This is a genomic window from Duganella hordei, from assembly GCF_040369125.1.
GTDB classification, from domain to species: Bacteria; Pseudomonadota; Gammaproteobacteria; order Burkholderiales; family Burkholderiaceae_D; genus Rugamonas; species Rugamonas hordei.
On sequence record NZ_BPWI01000011.1, the window covers coordinates 64,405 to 82,148 of the forward strand.

Annotated in this window: 20 protein-coding genes; 9 read left to right on the forward strand and 11 right to left on the reverse strand. The window is 64.7% G+C overall.

Annotation, left to right across the window (positions count from 1 at the left end):
• Position 1: 1 nt before the first annotated feature.
• The 7 genes from ABWW33_RS22730 to ABWW33_RS22760 form a co-directional block, all read right to left on the reverse strand.
• On the reverse strand, positions 2 to 403 hold the full coding sequence (locus ABWW33_RS22730; protein ID WP_218087855.1) for an EF-hand domain-containing protein: 402 nt from the start codon (positions 401 to 403) through the stop codon (positions 2 to 4).
• Between the two features lie 41 nt (positions 404 to 444).
• Complete coding sequence (locus tag ABWW33_RS22735; protein WP_353403866.1) at positions 445 to 1,716, reverse strand: S10 family serine carboxypeptidase-like protein; 1,272 nt, start codon at positions 1,714 to 1,716, stop codon at positions 445 to 447.
• Positions 1,717 to 1,798: 82 nt separating this feature from the next.
• Entirely contained in the window at positions 1,799 to 2,278 is a 480-nt protein-coding gene (locus ABWW33_RS22740) for a nucleoside deaminase (protein ID WP_353403867.1), read from the reverse strand.
• Complete coding sequence (locus tag ABWW33_RS22745; protein WP_353403868.1) at positions 2,275 to 3,252, reverse strand: aromatic ring-hydroxylating dioxygenase subunit alpha; 978 nt, start codon at positions 3,250 to 3,252, stop codon at positions 2,275 to 2,277. The genes ABWW33_RS22740 and ABWW33_RS22745 overlap by 4 nt, the downstream gene beginning before the upstream one ends.
• 17 nt (positions 3,253 to 3,269) lie before the next feature.
• Positions 3,270 to 4,352, reverse strand: coding sequence for a BMP family ABC transporter substrate-binding protein (locus ABWW33_RS22750; protein WP_176653034.1), 1,083 nt, complete (start codon positions 4,350 to 4,352; stop codon positions 3,270 to 3,272).
• Positions 4,353 to 4,385: 33 nt separating this feature from the next.
• On the reverse strand, positions 4,386 to 5,240 hold the full coding sequence (locus ABWW33_RS22755) for an outer envelope protein (RefSeq protein ID WP_176653033.1): 855 nt from the start codon (positions 5,238 to 5,240) through the stop codon (positions 4,386 to 4,388).
• Positions 5,241 to 5,345: 105 nt separating this feature from the next.
• Complete coding sequence (locus ABWW33_RS22760) at positions 5,346 to 6,146, reverse strand: GntR family transcriptional regulator (RefSeq protein WP_353403869.1); 801 nt, start codon at positions 6,144 to 6,146, stop codon at positions 5,346 to 5,348.
• A gap of 252 nt (positions 6,147 to 6,398) precedes the next feature.
• On the opposite strand from ABWW33_RS22760, the gene ABWW33_RS22765 reads away from it, so the two are divergent.
• The 5 genes from ABWW33_RS22765 (at position 6,399) to ABWW33_RS22785 (ending at position 12,196) form a co-directional block, all read left to right on the forward strand.
• The gene (locus ABWW33_RS22765; protein WP_353403870.1) at positions 6,399 to 7,940 is read left to right on the forward strand and encodes an ABC transporter ATP-binding protein; all 1,542 of its coding nucleotides are present in this window, start codon (positions 6,399 to 6,401) and stop codon (positions 7,938 to 7,940) included.
• Positions 7,927 to 9,015 carry an ABC transporter permease gene (locus ABWW33_RS22770; protein ID WP_353403871.1) on the forward strand — a complete coding sequence of 363 codons (1,089 nt, stop codon included), beginning with the start codon at positions 7,927 to 7,929 and terminating at the stop codon, positions 9,013 to 9,015. The genes ABWW33_RS22765 and ABWW33_RS22770 overlap by 14 nt, the downstream gene beginning before the upstream one ends.
• Positions 9,012 to 9,938, forward strand: a complete 927-nt coding sequence (locus tag ABWW33_RS22775; protein WP_353403872.1) for an ABC transporter permease — start codon at positions 9,012 to 9,014, stop codon at positions 9,936 to 9,938. Before ABWW33_RS22770 ends, ABWW33_RS22775 begins: the two co-directional genes overlap by 4 nt.
• A 200-nt stretch (positions 9,939 to 10,138) precedes the next feature.
• The gene (locus ABWW33_RS22780) at positions 10,139 to 11,812 is read left to right on the forward strand and encodes a methyl-accepting chemotaxis protein (RefSeq protein ID WP_353403873.1); all 1,674 of its coding nucleotides are present in this window, start codon (positions 10,139 to 10,141) and stop codon (positions 11,810 to 11,812) included.
• 63 nt (positions 11,813 to 11,875) lie between these two features.
• On the forward strand, positions 11,876 to 12,196 hold the full coding sequence (locus ABWW33_RS22785) for a 2Fe-2S iron-sulfur cluster-binding protein (RefSeq protein WP_176653028.1): 321 nt from the start codon (positions 11,876 to 11,878) through the stop codon (positions 12,194 to 12,196).
• On the opposite strand, the gene ABWW33_RS22790 is transcribed toward ABWW33_RS22785, so the two are convergent.
• The gene (locus ABWW33_RS22790) at positions 12,141 to 13,040 is read right to left on the reverse strand and encodes an AraC family transcriptional regulator (protein WP_353403874.1); all 900 of its coding nucleotides are present in this window, start codon (positions 13,038 to 13,040) and stop codon (positions 12,141 to 12,143) included. The genes ABWW33_RS22785 and ABWW33_RS22790 overlap by 56 nt on opposite strands.
• 112 nt (positions 13,041 to 13,152) lie before the next feature.
• On the opposite strand from ABWW33_RS22790, the gene ABWW33_RS22795 reads away from it, so the two are divergent.
• Positions 13,153 to 13,689 carry a carboxymuconolactone decarboxylase family protein gene (locus ABWW33_RS22795; protein ID WP_353403875.1) on the forward strand — a complete coding sequence of 179 codons (537 nt, stop codon included), beginning with the start codon at positions 13,153 to 13,155 and terminating at the stop codon, positions 13,687 to 13,689.
• On the opposite strand, the gene ABWW33_RS22800 is transcribed toward ABWW33_RS22795, so the two are convergent.
• Positions 13,686 to 14,006 (reverse strand): hypothetical protein, encoded by a 321-nt coding sequence (locus tag ABWW33_RS22800; RefSeq protein WP_176653025.1) that lies wholly within the window; start codon positions 14,004 to 14,006, stop codon positions 13,686 to 13,688. The genes ABWW33_RS22795 and ABWW33_RS22800 overlap by 4 nt on opposite strands.
• A 70-nt stretch (positions 14,007 to 14,076) precedes the next feature.
• Here ABWW33_RS22800 and ABWW33_RS22805 point away from each other — a divergent pair, with 70 nt between their 5' ends.
• Positions 14,077 to 14,346 carry a MoaD/ThiS family protein gene (locus ABWW33_RS22805; RefSeq protein WP_176653024.1) on the forward strand — a complete coding sequence of 90 codons (270 nt, stop codon included), beginning with the start codon at positions 14,077 to 14,079 and terminating at the stop codon, positions 14,344 to 14,346.
• A gap of 1 nt (position 14,347) precedes the next feature.
• Positions 14,348 to 15,436 (forward strand): WD40/YVTN/BNR-like repeat-containing protein, encoded by a 1,089-nt coding sequence (locus tag ABWW33_RS22810; RefSeq protein ID WP_353403876.1) that lies wholly within the window; start codon positions 14,348 to 14,350, stop codon positions 15,434 to 15,436.
• Here ABWW33_RS22810 and ABWW33_RS22815 read toward each other — a convergent pair.
• Entirely contained in the window at positions 15,433 to 16,038 is a 606-nt protein-coding gene (locus ABWW33_RS22815) for a TetR/AcrR family transcriptional regulator (protein ID WP_353403877.1), read from the reverse strand. The two genes, ABWW33_RS22810 and ABWW33_RS22815, sit on opposite strands and share 4 nt — an antisense overlap.
• 89 nt (positions 16,039 to 16,127) lie before the next feature.
• Here ABWW33_RS22815 and ABWW33_RS22820 point away from each other — a divergent pair, with 89 nt between their 5' ends.
• Positions 16,128 to 17,207 (forward strand): MBL fold metallo-hydrolase, encoded by a 1,080-nt coding sequence (locus tag ABWW33_RS22820; protein ID WP_353403878.1) that lies wholly within the window; start codon positions 16,128 to 16,130, stop codon positions 17,205 to 17,207.
• Positions 17,208 to 17,312: 105 nt separating this feature from the next.
• Here the strand turns inward: ABWW33_RS22820 and ABWW33_RS22825 are convergent, their stop codons facing one another.
• Complete coding sequence (locus ABWW33_RS22825) at positions 17,313 to 17,651, reverse strand: hypothetical protein (RefSeq protein WP_353403879.1); 339 nt, start codon at positions 17,649 to 17,651, stop codon at positions 17,313 to 17,315.
• Between the last annotated feature and the right edge of the window lie 93 nt (positions 17,652 to 17,744).

Consider the following 17,744-nt stretch of genomic DNA (forward strand, 5'->3'; position numbering starts at 1 on the left):
TTCAGCGCGAGCGCGATTCCTCGCGGCGCTGGATGATGAAGGCTTTCAAGTCTTCAAAGTTGACGCTGCCGCGCTGGGCGCTGTCGATATGGTCGAAGTTCTTTTCGACAAAGCCGAGGCCGGCCTTGTGCGCCTCGTCGCGGCTCAGGTAGCCGTCGCCGTTGAGGTCTGCCTCTTCAAAGCGTTTCTTCAGCTTTTGCATCGCATGGAACTGCAGCACCGGGCCGGCCGCGCCGTCACGGGGCGGCTTGCGCATGCTGGGCGGGATATACGGGTCGGGATGTACGGGCGCCGACAGCACGGTGGGTGCCGCGGTTTCGGGCTGCGGTGCTTGCGCCAGCGCGCCCGCGCCGGTGTACGCGGCGGCGGCGGCCAATATCGCCAACTGGAACAGCTGTTTCATGGTTGTCTCCCCAGCATCGCCTTTTAGCCCGATGCGCGGCTTTATTGTGCAACTGTGACGCTATTAACGAAATTAATCAAATCACTTTGCTGCAAGCGGCGCGCAGTGTCGTCCAGATACGTCATATGGCCGCTTGCATAATATTTCAGCACAATTAACGGATTGGTGCCCAAGCGCGCCAAATCGAGCTCGGTCTGGTGGAAGGGCGTGGCCAGGTCGTGATAGCCGTTGACGGCCATGACCCGCAGTTTCGGGTTCAGCGTCATGGCGGCGGCCAGGTCGGGCAGGGTGTCCGGCAGCTGCCTGCCGTCGTGGCTGAAGTTCCAGCGGTTGACGATGTCGTTGAAGCTGACGTAGCCCGAGCGCGCGCTGTAATGCAGCTCGCCGGTCAGGTAGGTGGCGATGCTGCTGGAGAAGGCGGCGTTGATCACCGTCAGCGACGGATCGCCGTCCACCGTCAGCGCGCTGCCGGCGGGCGCCGAGACGCGGGCGTCGTAGCGGCCTAGCAGCTGGCCGGGGACGGCGTTGGCTTGGTAATAGCCCGGTCCCATGTCGAAGTTCTGCTGCCAGGTCAGCGTGGGTATGCCGGTGTCGTTGACCAGTTGCGCGATCACGCTGGCCGGCGGCGCAACCTTGTTCGTCAGATAAGCCGCGATGGCGCTGCGATAGTCGCCGGCGGCGAAGCTGCGCGCCTGCTGGACGAAGGCGTTGAAGTCGGCCGGCGCCGGCGTGGCCCGGCCGTGGTAGGCGCTGGTGGCGGCGTAGGTGGGGATGTAGCCCTCGCAGCTGATGGCGCCTGGATCGAGCACGCCGCAGTTGCTGTTGTAGTCCATGATGGCCGAGTGCAGCACCACGCCCGCCAGCTGGACGCCGGCGATTTCCAGCAGGTTGGCCAGCACCGCCGTGCGGGGCGCGCCGTACGATTCGCCGAGCAGGAATTTGGGCGAGGCTTCGCGCTTGTTGACGGCGATATAACGCTGCACAAAATCGCGGAAGGCGGCGGCGTCGCTGTCGACGCCCCAGAAATCCTGGTTGGCGCTGGGCGCGACCGCTTGCGAGAAGCCGGTGCCGATGGCGTCCACGAACACCAGGTCGGCCTGCGCCAGCAGGGTTTCCTGGTTATCGACCAGTTGCACCGGGGCGATGCTGGCGCTGGGGATGGTGCTGACCAGCCGGCGCGGTCCGAACGAACCCAGATGCAGGAAGGCGGACGCCGAGCCGGGGCCGCCGTTGCCGCCTCCGCCTCCGCCGCAAGCCGCCAGCATCAGCGCATACAGCGCAGCCACGCCCCGCAATTTTGTCCGATTTGCCACGTCGATCTCCGTCACGCCGGATCACAATTATGATCCTCGGCGGTACGGAATGCATCAGCTATTTGTGCCGCTATTTGTGCCTCTATTTATGCCAGAATCCGGCGTGCGCGACGCGCGCCTCATCTTCCCGCATCGGGCCGATGACTTCAGTCGGGCGCTGGCCGCGCGCGAACACGTCGCGGCAGGGCAGCGACAAGGTCGGGTTTTCCGGATCGCTGCCGGTCAGTTCCAGCAGACTCGCTTCCGACATCGCATATACCACGCGACCGACGCCGCTCCAGTAGGTGCCGCCGGCGCACATGGCGCACGGCTCGGCGTTGGCGTACAGCGTGGCGGTGGCCAGCTGTTCGGGGCTGTGGCGCTGGGAAGCCTGTCGCAGCGCGTTCATCTCGGCGTGCGCTGTGCGGTCGCTGCTGGAGGCGTTCATCGCCTCCGAGATGACGGTGCCGTCGGCGGCGACCACCATGGCGGCGAACGGATGGTGGCCTTCGTCGCGCGAGCGCTGCGCCAGCGCCAGCACGCGGGTGAGGAATTCGTGGTCTTGCGGTGTCGGTGCGCTCATCGTAGTACTCCGTAGTGCAGATTCTGCTGCTTCAGGTAGGCGCGGTAGGCCAGCGACATGCGGTCGCATACCACCGACACTTCGGCGCCGGGGATCAGCGGCAGCTTGGCCGGGCTCTGGCTTTCCAGTATCGGCTGGTCCTGCAGGAAGATGGTGTCCTGGAAGGCGCGCAGGTCGTCGTCGCTGGAGGTGAAGTCGTTCAGCGCAAGGATGATCCAGACGCGCGTGGTGGTTTCGGTCAGCGGCTGCAGCATCAGCGCGATCGCCTCGCGCACGCTGTCCGGCGGATGCTTGGTCAGCACTGCGGTCAGCGGCCGCACCACGCGGTAGCTGTACTCGATGTCGCTGCCGCCGGTGGCGGCCTTGCTGGCCTGCGGCTGCCATGCGCGGCATTGTTTGGCCCAGACGCCGCTGCCGTAGTCCGCATCGTCGAAGCTTTCGACGGTGTAGTCGGCGATGGCGGCCTGCTCCTGCGCGCCGAGGATGCCTTCGTGGACAAAGGCGAAGTGCGCCATGTCGAGGAAGTTCTCGACGATGCGCGGCCCGCTGCTTTGCACGTCGTACGGTCCGCACCAGACCTTGCGCAGCGCGGCGTCGGAAAATTCGGGGAAGCGCGGCGGCTCCGGCTGGGCGGGCATGCCGAGGCAGACCCATACCAGTCCATGGCGTTCGCGCACGTTGAAGGTGGCGACCTGCGCCTTCAGGTTGGGCTCGCCCAGCGCGGGCAGGGCGGGAATGTGCTTGCAGCGGCCTTCGCTGCCGAAGGTCCAGCCGTGGTAGGCGCAGCGCAGCGTATCGTTGTGCAAAGAGCCCATCGACAGGCGAGTGCCGCGATGGGGGCAGCGGTCTTCCCACGCGTGCAGCACACCGCCGCTGTCGCGCCAAAGAGCCAGGCGCGTGTCCAGCAGATCGGTGGCCGTGACCGCGCCGGTCGCGATCTGCTGCGAGATCGCGACCGGGTGCCAGTCGTTCAACAGGACCGGATCCGGGTTCACTTTGGAATCGAGCCTTCCACGCCTTGCACGTAGAAGTTCATCGACAGCAGGTCCTTCAGCGGCACCGGCACGCCGGCGGCGTACTTGACCGCGCCCGACTGGTCCTTGATCGGACCGGTGAACGGATTGAAGGTGCCGGCGGTGAGCGCGGCCTTCTTCTCTTCGAAGATCTTGGCGGCGGCGGCCGGCACGACGGCGTTCAGCGCCGACATCTTGACCATGCCTTCCTTCATGCCGCCACGGTATTCGCCGGTTTTCCAGGTACCGGCCAGTACGGCCTTGGCGGTCTCGGTGTAGTAGGTGGCCCAGTTGTTGGTGGCCGCCGTCAGGTGCGCCTTCGGTGCGAACTTGGACATGTCCGAATCCCAGCCGAATGCGTACACGCCTTTTTCCTGCGCCACTTGCAGCGTGGCCGGCGAGTCGGTGTTCTGCGCCATCACGTCGGCGCCTTGCGCCACCAGGGTTTCAGCCGCCTGGCGCTCTTTCGCCGGGTCGTACCACGAGCTCACCCAGATCACCTTGGTCTTGATGGCCGGGTTGACGCTTTGCGCGCCCAGCGTGTAGGCGTTGATGTTGCGGATCACCTCAGGCACCGGGAAGGAGGCGATGAAGCCCAGCGTGTTCGACTTGGTCATCTTGCCGGCGATGACGCCGTTCAGATAGGCGCCTTCGTACAAGCGCGATTCGTAGGTGCCCAGGTTCTTGCCGGTCTTGAAGCCGGTGGCGTGCAGGAACACCACGCCCGGCGTGGTCTTGGCGACTTTCTCGGTCGGGTTCATGTAGCCGAACGAGGTGGTGAAAATCAGTTTGTTGCCTTCTGCGACCAGCTTGCGGATCACGCGTTCGGCGTCCGCGCCTTCCGGCACGTTTTCCACGTAGGTGGTCTTGACCTTGGCGCCGAGTTCCTTCTCCATCGCCAGGCGGGCCTGGTCGTGGGCGTAGGTCCAGCCGGCGTCGCCGACCGGGCCGACGTAGACGAAGCCGATCTTCAGCGGATCCGCGGCGAAAGCGGAAGCGGACATGCCGATGGTTGCGGCGGCCAGCGCGGCCAGGGCCAATACTTTGCGACGATTCATCATACGGTTTCCTTGGAAGTGAGATTTGGAAGCGGTTTAAAAGTGGTACTCCGCGCGCACCATCGGGGTTTTCGCGGTGGCGCCGGGGTTGTTCTTGTCGGGGTTGCCGAACTTGTTTTTCCAGTACTGGTATTCGACGCCGACCTTGAAGGTGTTCTTTGCCGCGCCGACCGCGCCGCTCATGTCGTACATGATCTGCATGTCGATGTTGGTTTCCGGCGAGGTGCCGCCGCCGAATTCGTTCTTGCCCTTGGCGGTGATGAAGTTGGCGTAGCCTTCAAACGACAGCGGAATGCCGATGTTGAACGGGATGCCCCAGGCGCCGGTCAGCATCGCGTGGGTCTTGTACGAATAGCGCGGCGTGGCCTGGTTGGTGAAGGTGTTGTATGGCGCGTTCGATTCCCACAGGGCCAGCAGGCTGACGTCCAGGAAGCCCGGTACGTCCAGCATCAGCGTGGGGCCCAGCACCAGCATGCGTTTCTTCGAGTTGTAGCCGGCGTCGGTCTTGCTGTTGTAATCGAAGCCGCCGGTGATGCCGACGCCGCGCGCCGGGCCGAACGCCCAGTTGCCGCCGGTGACTTTGCCCAGGTCCAGCGTGTGGCGGTAGAGCGCATACGCCTCGTGCGCGCCGCTGTTCGAGCCGGCCGCCGATGGATCGAGCTCGGACGACATCAGCAGGTCGACGCTGAAGAAGTTCTTGCCGTACTTGTAGCCCGATACGCTGCTGAAGTTGACGATGTTCTTGGTGATGTCGTTGTTGTTGAACGGCTCGGCGAACTTGGTGCCGTAGCGGTAGCTGAGCGAGGTGTCGCTCCAGTCGGCGGCTTGTGCGAGGCATGCGCAACCGGCGAGCAGCGTGAGCGAGATACCGCGGGCGATGAGATGAGGCATGTGAACTCCAGTCAGGTTGGTTATGTAAGGACTTCTTTTGTATCCAATCTTGTTTGATGATTGAATTCAATCTCATTCAACTTCTCTAGCAAATTGCGGGCCACCTTAAAACCCCGACAGCGCTTCCGCCAGGCTGACTTTCTTGTCCACTACGCCCAGACGCAGGCGCGCTTCGATTTCCAGCAGGTGGTGCTCGATCAGGTGCGTGGCCTCGGCCACCTTGCCTTTTTCGATCAGCGTGGCCAGGTCCTGGTGCTCGTCGTTCTCGCACATGGGGGCGCCGGGCGTTTCGTACAGCGCGATGATCAGCGAGCAGCGCGACACCAGTTCCGCCATGAAGCGCTGCAGCACGCGGTTGCCCGCCAGTTCCGCCAGCAGGATGTGGAACTCGCCGCCCAGCCGTATCCAGCCGGCGCGGTCGCCGGTGCGGCGCGCGTCGTCCTCGGCCTGCAGCGCGGCGCGGATCTGCCGCAGCGATTCCGGCGTTGCGTTGCGTATCACCAGCGGCACGATCTCCCTTTCGATGGCGCGCCGCGCGGCGAAGATTTCACGCGCTTCTTCCGGCGTCGGCGAGGCGATGACGGCGCCGCGATTGGGCCGCAGCTCGATGATGTGATCGTGCGCCAGCCGTTGCAGCGCCTTGCGCACGGTGGTGCGGCTGACTTGATACAGCTCGCAGAAATCGGCCTCGCCCAGGTGGGTGCCGGGCGGCAGGCGATGGCTCATGACGGCGTTGACGACGGCGCGGTAGATGCGCATGTCGACGGCGGTGGTGCCGCGTTTGATGGCGGCGCCTGGCGTAGCGGTTGATGCAACGGCGCGCGCAACGGCGGACCTGGCCGCGGGTTCGGCCTTGCTGGTGGTTTTGCGTTTGCCTTGTGGGCGCGCAGGACCTGGTGGTGGCATTGTTCGATTCTCCGTGAGAGTAGTGCTGATACTCGTAAAGCAGGAACCGTGCTAACTATTCTTGTCTATGATTGTGTACGAAACTACTTTGTTTTGTCCTCATTTTTGAACGGTTTGCACGTTTTTGGTGAACATCTGTGGCATATTTAGTGCACTTGTCTTCCCAAAACAGAGCGTTCCCGGCGCATTGCGATGGCATGCAAATTGCGTCTGGTTTGGTATTCAATTTGTATACGATGAAGGAAAACGCCGATGAACGAGCCGCGCCTGCGGATGCTGGGCATCTCCAAGATTTATCCGTCGGTGGTGGCGAACGCCGAAGTCGACCTGACCGTCATGCCCGGTGAGATCCACGCCGTGCTGGGCGAAAACGGCGCCGGCAAAAGCACGCTGATGAAGATCATCTACGGCGTCACCAGGCCGGACGAGGGCCAGATCATGTGGGAAGGGCGGCAGGTGAACATCCACTCGCCGCACGATGCGCGCAAGCTGGGCATCGGCATGGTGTTCCAGCACTTCGCGGTGTTCGAGACGCTGACGGTGGCCGAGAACATCGCGCTGGCGCTGGACGACAAGGTGACGCCGGCCGAACTGGCGCCGCGCATCCGCGCCGTCTCCGAACAATACGGCCTGCCGCTCGATCCGCAGCGGCTGGTGCACAGCATGTCGGTCGGCGAGCGGCAGCGGGTGGAGATCGTGCGCTGCCTGCTGCAGTCGCCGCGCTTGCTGATCATGGACGAACCGACGTCGGTGCTGACGCCCGATGCGGTGCTCAAGCTGTTCGAATCGCTGCGGCGGCTGGCGTCCGAGGGCGTCAGCATCCTGTATATCAGTCACAAGCTCGATGAAATCCAGTCCTTGTGCGACAAGGCGACCGTGCTGCGGGCGGGACGCGTGTCCGGCACCGCCAACCCGAAGGAGGAAAGCGCGAAGTCGCTGGCGGAACTGATGATAGGCCGCGAGCTGCCGGTGTGCGTGCACAAGCCGCGCGAGCCGGGACAGGTGATGCTCGCCATCGACAAGCTGAATGTGGCCAGCGAGGATCCGTTCGGCACGCGGCTGAAGGACATCGGCCTGGAGCTGCGCAGCGGGGAGATCGTCGGCATCGCCGGCATCTCCGGCAACGGCCAGCAGGAGCTGCTGAAGGCGATCTCCGGCGAGCGTCCACTGATGCACGGTCAGGGCGCCATCCGCCTCGGCACACAGGACGTCGGCGTGCTGGACGCGGCGCAGCGCCGCCAACTGGGGCTGGGCTTCGTTCCGGAAGAGCGTCTTGGACGCGGCGCCGCGCCTGACCTGTCGCTGGCCGATAACGCGCTGCTGACCGGCTATCTTCCCGCCGCCAACACCGGCATGGTCAAGCGTGGCCTGATACAGCGCGGCGCGGTGCGCGCGTTCGCGCGCAAGGTGATCGCGCGTTTCAACGTCAAATGCGGCGGCGAGGAATCGGCGGCGGCATCGCTCTCCGGCGGCAATTTGCAGAAGTTCATCGTCGGCCGCGAGATCGCGCTGGCGCCCAAGGTGATGGTGTTCGCCCAACCCACATGGGGCGTGGACATCGGCGCCGCCATGCTGATACGGCAGGCCATCATCGACATGCGCGACCAGGGCGTCGCGGTGCTGGTGCTGTCGGAGGAGCTGGACGAACTGTTCATGATGAGCGACCGCATCGCCGTGCTGGCGGACGGGCGTCTGTCGCGGGCGGTGCCTGCGGCGAGCACCGGCATCAACCAGATCGGCGTTTGGATGAGCGGCGATTTCAACTATCAGGGAGCAGAACATGTCGCGGCTTGAACGACGTCCCGAACCATCGCGCCGCATGATGCTGGCCTCGCCGCTGATCGCGGCGGCGGCCATGCTGCTGACCGGCTCCGTGCTGTTCTTCTTCCTGGGGCAGGAGCCGCTGCACGCGTTCTTTGTCTACTTCATCAAGCCTTGGACCACGCTGTACGGCGTCGGCGAGCTGCTGCTGAAGGCGACGCCGCTGATACTGTGCGGCGTCGGCCTGGCGATAGGCTTCCGCGCCAACGTCAACAACATCGGCGCCGACGGCCAGCTGACCGTCGGCGCGATCGCCGCCGGCGCGGTCGCGCTGTATTTCGACGAGGTGCAGGCATGGTGGGTGCTGCCCTTGATGCTGGTCGCCGGCGCGCTGGGCGGCATGTTGTGGGCGGCGATACCGGCGTTGCTGCGCACGCGCTTCAACACCAGCGAAATCCTGGTCAGCCTGATGCTGGTGTACGTGGCGTACCACCTGCTCAGCTATCTGGTGCACGGTCCGATGCGCGATCCGGCGGGTTTCAACTTCCCGCAGTCGAAGATGTTCAGCGAGTCGGCCACCTTGCCGCTGCTGATCGAAGGCTTGCGGCTTAACGCGGCGTTCATCCTGTCGCTGATCGCGGCGGGCGCGGCCTGGTTCTTCTGCAAGCACACCTTTGCCGGCTACCGCATGCAGGTCAGCGGCATGGCGCCGGCCGCCGCGCTGTACGCCGGCTTCAGCGAGCCGCGCAATGTGTGGCTGGCGTTCATGGTCAGCGGCGCGCTGGCCGGCATCGCGGGGGTGGGCGAGGTGGCGGGGCCGCTGGGGCAGATGCAGCCGTCGGTGTCGGCCGGCTACGGCTTCGCGGCCATCATCGTCGCCTACGTGGGGCGCCTGCATCCGCTGGGCGTGGTGCTGTCGGCGTTGCTGATGTCGCTGCTGTACATCGGTGGCGAGACGGCGCAGATCGAACTGCAGGTGCCGTCCGCCATCACCGGCATGTTCCAGGGGCTGCTGCTGTTTTACCTGCTGGCCGCCGACCTGTTTATCCATTACCGCTTCAAGCCGCGCAAGCGCCGCTTGCCCGTTGCCGCAGGAGAGCCAGCATGATGACCACCGAATTGATGATCGCCTTCCTCGCCAGCACGGCGGGCGCCGCCACGCCGCTGGTGGTCGCCTCGATGGGCGAGCTGGTGACCGAGCGCTCCGGCGTGCTCAATCTGGGCATGGAGGGCATGATGCTGGTCGGCGCCGTGGTGGGCTTCGGCGTCACGCTGGGCACGGGGCAGATGTGGCTGGGACTCCTGGCGGCGATTGCGGCGGGCATGCTGATGTCGCTGATCTTCGGCTTCCTGGTGCTGACCCTGCAGACCAACCAGGTGGCCACCGGGCTGGCGCTGACCTTGTTCGGCATCGGCGTGTCGGCCTTCATCGGACGCGGGCTGGTGGGGCAGACGGTGGAGCCGATGCCGCACCTGCATTTTCCGCTGCTGTCGGATATGCCGTTTGTCGGACCGCTGCTGTTCCGCTTCGATGCGATGGTGTACGGCTCGGTGGCGCTGGTGGTGCTGATCGGCTGGATACTGGCGCGCACGCATCTGGGGCTGGTGATACGCGCGGTCGGCGAGTCGCCGCACAGCGCGCACGCGATCGGCTATCCGGTGATCGGCCTGCGCTACGGCACGGTGCTGTTCGGTGGTGCGATGGCGGGTCTGGGCGGCGCCTATCTGTCACTGGCGCTGACGCCGATGTGGGTCGAGGGCATGACGGCGGGGCGCGGCTGGATCGCCTTGGCGCAGGTGGTGTTCGCGACGTGGAAGCCGCGCGGCGTGATGGTGGGCGCCTACCTGTTCGGCGGCGTGACGGTGCTGCAGTTCCACGGCCAGGGCATGGGGCTGGCCGTTCCCGCGGAATTCCTGTCGATGCTGCCCTATCTGGCGACTATCGTTGTGCTAGTCGTAATTTGCCGGAATCCACAAACGATTTTGTTGAACAAACCGATGTCGTTGGGGCAAAATTTCAAGCCCGATTAGATTCCGTTGCGATGCCGCACAAGAAATTTGATCTGGATCAAAAAGCAGCAACTAAACTGCTGCTAATGCCTGCGCGTGACAGTTTGTGAGAGTTTTGCTCGGAGAACCCGTCTATTCTGGAATCGCCGGCCACTGCCGCCGGTGGCGCTCCCCAAACCCCGGCTCGCCCTTTCATATGAACAAATATAAAAGGAATGGTCATGCGCACCAACAGTCCAATCACGCAAAATGAATACGTCATGGAAGACGGCAAGACCATCGTTTCCAGCACCGATTTGCAAGGCAATATCAACTACGCCAATCCCTATTTCATTGAAGTCAGCGGGTTCACCGAAGCCGAGCTGATGGGGGCGCCGCAAAACATCGTGCGGCATCCCGACATGCCGGTCGAGGCGTTCGCCGATCTGTGGAGCACGATCAAGAGCGGCGCACCGTGGACGGGACTGGTGAAGAACCGCTGCAAGAACGGCGACTTTTACTGGGTGCTGGCGAACGTCACGCCGGTGATCGAGCGCGGCAAGCCGGTCGGTTATCTGTCGGTGCGGACCAAGCCGAGCCGCGAGCAGGTGCGCCAGGCGGACGCGCTGTACCGCCAGTTCAAGTCCGGTAATCCCAAGCGCCTGCGCATTGTGAACGGGCGCGTCGTGTCGACCGGCCTGGCCGCGCGCGTGCGCGATCTGCTGCGGATGTCGCTGGCGCGCCAGGTCGCCGCCGCCACCGCGCTGACGGGCGGCGTACTGGCCTTGCTGGCCGCCGCGCTGCTGGGCATGGAGAGCGCCGGCATCGACGCCGCGCGCGGCTGGCTGGGTGCGCTGGCGCTGTGTGCCATGCTGGGCATGGCGTGGTTTGGCCGCAATCTCTATGTGCATGTTGCCATGCCGCTCGAACAGGCCACCCGCGCCGCGCGCGTGATGGCTGGCGGCGACTTGACGGCGTCGATCGAGGTGCGGCGCGATGATGCGGTCGGCCAGTTGCTGGCGGCGTTGCGGCAGACAAATATCAACCTGCACAGCATCATCGGCGACGTGCGCGCCAATTTCGCCGAGATTTCCACGGCAACCGGCGAAATCGCCAACGGCAATATGGATTTGTCGGGCCGCACGGAATCCCAGGCCTCCAGCCTGCAGCAGACTGCCGCCAGCATGGAGCAACTCACTTCGACCGTCCAGCAGAGTGCCAGCAATGTCGCCAGCGCCAACGGGCTGGCCGAGCGCGCCGCGACGGTGGCGGCGCAGGGCGGCAGCATCGTGTCGCAGGTGGTGTCGACGATGGGCGATATCAGCACCTCGTCGAACAAGATCCTCGACATCATCGGCCTGATCGACGGCATCGCGTTCCAGACCAATATCCTCGCACTGAACGCCGCGGTGGAGGCGGCGCGGGCCGGCGAGCAGGGACGCGGCTTTGCCGTGGTGGCCAGCGAGGTGCGCAACCTGGCGCAGCGTTCGGCCACGGCCGCCAAGGAAATCAAGGCCTTGATCGACGTGTCGATCGAGCGGGTCAAGGCGGGCGAGGTGCTGACCGACCGCGCCGGCGTCATCATGACCGAACTGATCGCCGCCGTGGGCCGCGTGTCGCAGGTGATGGAGGATATTTCCAGTTCGACGCGCGAGCAGAGCACCGGCATCGGCCAGGTCAACCAGGCGGTGATCCAGATCGACAACATCACGCAGCAGAACGCGGCGCTGGTGGAGGAGGCGGCCGCGGCGGCGGGCAATCTGGCGCAGCAGACGCTGTGCGTGTCGCAGGCGATGGCGGTGTTCAAGCTGCAGGGCGGACTGGCGGACCGGCATGGTTCGGCGATGCCGCTGCGGCCCGCAGCGCCGCCGCCTGCCGCGCGCATCGCCAAGCCCCGGCTCAAGCTGATGGCCTGATGCTGCCGGGGAGGGGGCAACTGCGGTTATCATGCTGGTTTCACCACATGGCGCGGCACTGGCATGAGCGAGACCGACACGGCGAGCGTGACCCTGCACGGGCAAGGTTGGACGTTTGAAACGGCGGCGCCGGCGACGGTGCTGGAATCCGCCGAGCGGGCCGGCATCACGCTGCCCAGCTCCTGCCGCAACGGCACCTGCCGCACCTGCATCTGCCTGAAGACCAGCGGCACGGTGCGCTACAAGATCGAATGGCCGGGCCTGAGCGCCGACGAAAAGCGCGAAGGCTACATCCTGCCTTGCGTCGCCATCGCCGTATCGGATCTGGTCATTGAGGCGCCCGCCGCCGCCAGGCGCCAGGCCCCACTCCGTACTGACGTTTGAAGGCGCGGTTGAACGCGGCTTCGGACTGGTAGCCGACTGATTCCGCGACATCGCCGGCTTGCCTGCCGGCGTCCAGCAGGCGCGCCGCCTGCGCCATGCGCAGCTGCGCCAGCACGTCGGCCGGCGTGGCGCCGGCGGCCTGCTTGAACAGGCGGGCGAACGTCGCGCGCGACATGTGGCACACCGCCGCCAGCTGCTCCAGCGACCAGGCTTTCTCCGGCGTGGACAGCATGCCGTTCAGCGCCGCCTGCAGCCGCCGCTCGGCCATCACGGCAAACAGTCCGGGCACCGCCAGCGCCTGTTCCAGCCAGGCGCGTATCAGCAGTGCGAACAAGGCCGAGGACAACTGCCGCAGCACCGCCGCCGAGCCGGCGCGCGGCGTTTCCGCTTCCGCTTGCAGGATGCCGATCAGGTGGCGCAGCGCTTGCGCGTCCGGCTGGTCCGCCGTGCGCACCACCAGCATGGCCGGCAGCGCGGCCAGCAGGCCGCCGCCGTCCGGGTCGAAGCGGAACTCGCCGCACAGGATGTCGGTGGCCGGGCCGTCGCCGTCGTTGCTTTCAAATCGCAGCAGGCCGGCTTCCTTGTGCGCCGACGAGGCCTGCGCCGGGTCGCCGATGTACAGCCGGTGCGCGCCCCCGTGCGGGAAGACGATGATGTCGCCGGCCTGCAGTTCGAGTCCGTCGGTGCCATCGACCAGCGCCGAACCGCGCGCGATCAGGTGGTAGGGCGCGACACCGTCCGGCGACGCCGGCTGATCCAGCACCCAGGGCGCGCCAAAGTGGCAGCGGACGTCCAGCGCGGTACGCACCGGGTACAGCGTGAGCAAATGGCTGAGCGTATCCATATTCAGATTGATTGAGACGAATGAGCAAATTGTAGCGCGGATTGAGCATTAATAATCTCTCTCAACGGGCCTACACTGCTTCCCATACCAACTCACTTTGAAAGGAAACATCATGTCCCGCTTGTTCACCCAGCCTGTTTCGGAAGCCACCGGCCACGCCGCCCAACTGTTCACCGCCATCAAGGGCGCGATCGGCAAGGTGCCGAACGCCTACGCCACGGCCGGCAGCAACAGCCCGGTCGCACTGGAAGCGGCATTGAACCTGGATGGCGCGCTGCGCAAAGGCAGCCTGTCGGCCAAGGAAGTGGAAGTCGTCAAACTGGCCGTCAGCCAGGATGCGCAATGTGATTATTGCCTTGCCGCGCATACGCTGATGGGCGGCAAGGCGGGCCTGAGCGCCGGCGCCATCCAGGCGGCGCGCCATGGCACGCCCAGCGGCGACGCCAAGTTGGATGCGCTGGCGGCCTTTGTGCACACCATCGTGCGCACCAGCGGCGACGTGCCGGCGCCGGTGGTGATCGCGGTGAAGGAGGCCGGCTACAGCGATGCGCAGATCGTCGACACGCTGCTGGCGGTGGCCGCCATCACCTTCACCAATCTGCTCAACCGCGTCAACGCGACGCCGCTGGATTTCCCGCCGGCGCCTTAACCTTCCGAGCCGCCTTCGCCCTTGCGCAGGCGGCTCAGCAGGGCCTCGGTCGATTCGTTGAGTGGCACGCCGTGGCGCCGCATCAGCTGGATGTTGAGCACCATGTTTTCCAGCACCAGCTTGGCCGCCACGGCCAGCAAGGTCAGGTGCTTGTCCTCTTCGCTGAAGTTTTCCATCGCCTCCGCCATCTCGCACAGATGGTTGGAGATCAGGCCGCGCAGGTCGTGTTCGTCGAACGGCAGGTCGGCGAAGTCGATCGGATCCTCTTTCTCCACCTCTTCCATCAGCAATTCCAGCTCTTGCGGTGTGATCGTCATGCGGCGCTCCGGTAGTTGATGCGATTTCATTTTAACGAAATGGCAGCGATTCCGCGTTAGAATCTGCGGCATGGCGCAATTGATATTTACACAGCAGTTGGGTCGCTTCATGACCGTGCCGCAGGTGGAAACCGACGCGGCAGATCTGCGGGGCGCGCTCGACCTGGCGTTTGCCGATCATCCCCGGCTGCGCGGCTACGTGCTCGACGAGCAGGGCCATCTGCGCGAAAACGTCGTCATCTTCATCGACGGCCAGCGCACCCGCGAGCGCAAGCTGCTCGACGACGAACTCGCGCCCCATTCCAAAGTCTATATTCTGCAAGCTCTTTCAGGAGGCTGACATGTCCGACCGCGCCTATATCGGCACACGCAAGGGATTGTTCGAGATCTACCGCACGCACGAGGCGTGGCATATCGACCAGCAACATTTCCTTGGCGATCCGGTGTCGATGGTGCTGCCGGACCGGCGCGACGGCAGCTTGTACGCGGCGCTGAACCTGGGCCACTTCGGCGCCAAGCTGCACCGGCGCGACGCCGGCAGCAACGACTGGGTGGAGGTGGCGGTGCCGGCGTTCCCCGTCAAGCCGATCGACAGCGTCGACCCCGTCGAATGGACGATGAAGCAGATCTGGTCGCTGGCGGCCGGCGGGCCGGACCAGCCGGGCGTGTTGTGGGCCGGCACCCTGCCGGGCGGCCTGTTCCGCTCGAACGACCGGGGCGAGTCCTGGCATCTGGTGGAGGGCCTGTGGAACGTGCCCGAGCGCGCGCAGTGGATGGGCGGCGGCTATGACGTGCCGGGCATCCACAGCATTTGCGTCGATCCGCGCGACAGCAATTCGGTGCTGGTCGGCGTGTCCTGCGGCGGCGCCTGGCTGACCACGGACGGCGGCGCCAGCTGGGCGATGCGGGCCAAGGGCATGGTCGCCAGCTACATGCCGCCGGAACTGGCGGAGAACCAGGCGGTGCAGGATCCGCACCGCATCGTGCGCTGCCCGTCGGAGCCGGACAAGCTGTGGTGCCAGCATCACAACGGCATCTGGCGCAGCGTGGACAACGGCGCCAACTGGACCGAGGTGCACAGCAAGCCCTTGTCGAATTTCGGTTTTGTCACGGCCGTGCATCCGAAGGACGGCGAGACGGCGTGGTTCGTGCCGGCCGAGGCGGACAGCAAGCGCTTCGCCTCCCATGCGGCGCTGGCGGTCACCCGCACCACTGACGGCGGCAAGACTTTCACCGCCTGGCGCGGCGGCCTGCCGCAGCACTATTGCTACGATCTGGTCTACCGCCACGGCCTGGCGGTCAGCGACGACGGCCAGATCTTGCTGATGGGATCGACCACCGGCGGCGCCTGGCTGTCGGAGGACGGCGGCGGCCAATGGCAGACCGTGTCCACCACCTTGCCGCCGATTTATTCGGTCAGCTTCGCTTAGGAAGCGTAAGCCAGGAACATATCGGCGCTCATCTCGACCACTTTTTTCTGCATGGCCGGGTCCAGCGGCGGCTGGTTCAGCGTCACCTGCGGCCAGAAGGCGAAGGTCTTCAGCAGGCCCGGCAGCATTTGCGAGGTCAGCGCCGGATCGGCCTTGAGCAGCTTGCCGTCGGCCTGGGCCGCGCGCAGCCAGACGGCCGCTTCCTCTTCCCTGCGGGTCATCCGCGACACCATCTCCTGCGCCCGCTCGGGTGAATGGATCGCCTCGGCGATCGCCACCCGCGCCAGGTCAAGGAAATAGCTGTCCTGCAACATCGCCATTTTTTTCGACAGCAGGCCGATCAGTTGCTCGCGCAGCGGCACGGCCGGATCGTAGGGCTGCTCCGCCTGCGACGCTGAACTATTCCACAACTCATGCAATATTTGCGCGAACAGTTCGTCTTTACTGGGGAAGTGGTTGTACACGGTGCGCTTGGACACGCCGGCGGTCGCGGCGATCTTGTCCATGCTGGTCGATTCGAAACCGCTGCTGCGGAACTCGGCTATCGCCGCTTCGACGATGGCCTGGCGCTTGCGGTCGGTCAGTTTGAGTGGTGTGTTCATGGCTTTTATTTTACACCGACTGGTTTACTTTTGAAAAAATAAGAACTACACTGTGTAGTGTACATTCTAACCCTCTGGAGTCGTCCATCATGACTTATCAATCCGTTATCGCCGAATCCGCCGTCAACAGCCTCGATGGCCTGTCCGTGCCCAGCGCGCCGCGCAGCCGCGACGGCAAGTTCCGCAATCCGGTGAAGATGCACAAGATGGGCTTCTTCAAGACGCTGGGCATCATGCTCCGCTTTGCTTTCGACAAGCCTAAAGACACCGTGCCCCGCCAGGCCATTCCCGTTCATGCGATCACGCAGCAGCAGTTATTGGATGCTCCGGATCGCAGCCTGTTCCGCCTCGGCCACTCGACGGTGCTGCTCAAACTCAACGGCCATTTCTGGCTGACCGATCCGGTGTTTTCCGAGCGCGCGTCGCCGGTGCAGTGGGCCGGGCCGCAGCGTTTCCACCAGCCGCCGATCAGCATCGAGGAACTGCCGCCGATCAAGGGCATCATCCTGTCGCACGATCATTACGACCACCTGGACTATGCGGCGGTGATGAAGCTGGCCGTCAAGACCGAGCATTTCATCACGCCGCTGGGCGTGGGCGAGCGCTTGATTTCCTGGGGCGTCCCGGCGGCCAAGGTGCAGCAGCTGAGCTGGTGGCAGAGCACCCACGTGGCCGGCATCAAGCTGGTGGCGACGCCGGCGCAGCACTTCTCCGGCCGTGGCCTGGGCGACCGCAACAAGACCTTGTGGGCGTCGTTTGTGATCGAGGACCGCGACGTCAAAATGTTTTTCAGCGGCGATAGCGGCTATTTCGACGGATTCAAGGAAATCGGCCGCAAGCACGGGCCGTTCGACCTGACCATGGTGGAAACCGGCGCCTACGATCCGCAGTGGCCGGACGTGCATATGCAGCCGGAAGAGTCGCTGCAGGCGCATATCGACTTGCGCGGCAAGGTGCTGCTGCCGATTCATAACGGCACCTTCGACCTGTCGCTGCACGCGTGGCACGATCCGTTCGACCGCATCGCCGAGCTGGCCGGCGAACGCCGCCTGCCGCTGGCCACGCCGGCAATCGGCCAGGCCATGGATATCCGCCTGCCTATGGCGGACGGCAAGTGGTGGGAGCGGGTGAAAGAGCTGGAAGCCGCAATGGTTGCTCAGCCACTGTAGAGAACCAACGTCGTTCCCGCGCAAGCGGGAATCCATGCTGAGCGTCCAGGCCGAAGTTCTATGGATGCCCGCTTTCGCGGGTATGGCGGAGACGGTTCGGGCGGATCAAGCGACGACGTTGATCAGCTTGCCGATGGTCTCGCCCTGCGCGTTGATCTGCGGCTTGGGCGGCGTCAGGTCGGCCGGCAGGGTTTGCTCGGCGCGCGACGGCTTTTCAATTGCATTGCTTAAATTAATGGCTGGCGCCGCCTGCACCGGCGGCGCGGACGCCTGATCGCTCTGGCGCTGGGTATCGCTCAGCGTCTCCTTGTCCTTGGTCAGCTGCTGGCGGCTTTGCTCCAGCCGGCTGGCATCCTGGCTTACCCGTGACTGGTCCTGTTGCACTTGCCTTTCGGCCTGTGCAATCGACGCTTGCAGCGCACTGACGGACGTTACGGTAGCCACGAATTTCCCCTCCGCAATATTCTGGGCATGGTAAGGCAGAATCGTGATGAGCACGATCAGTTGCAGATTAGGCCAGAAAAACAAAAAAGGCAA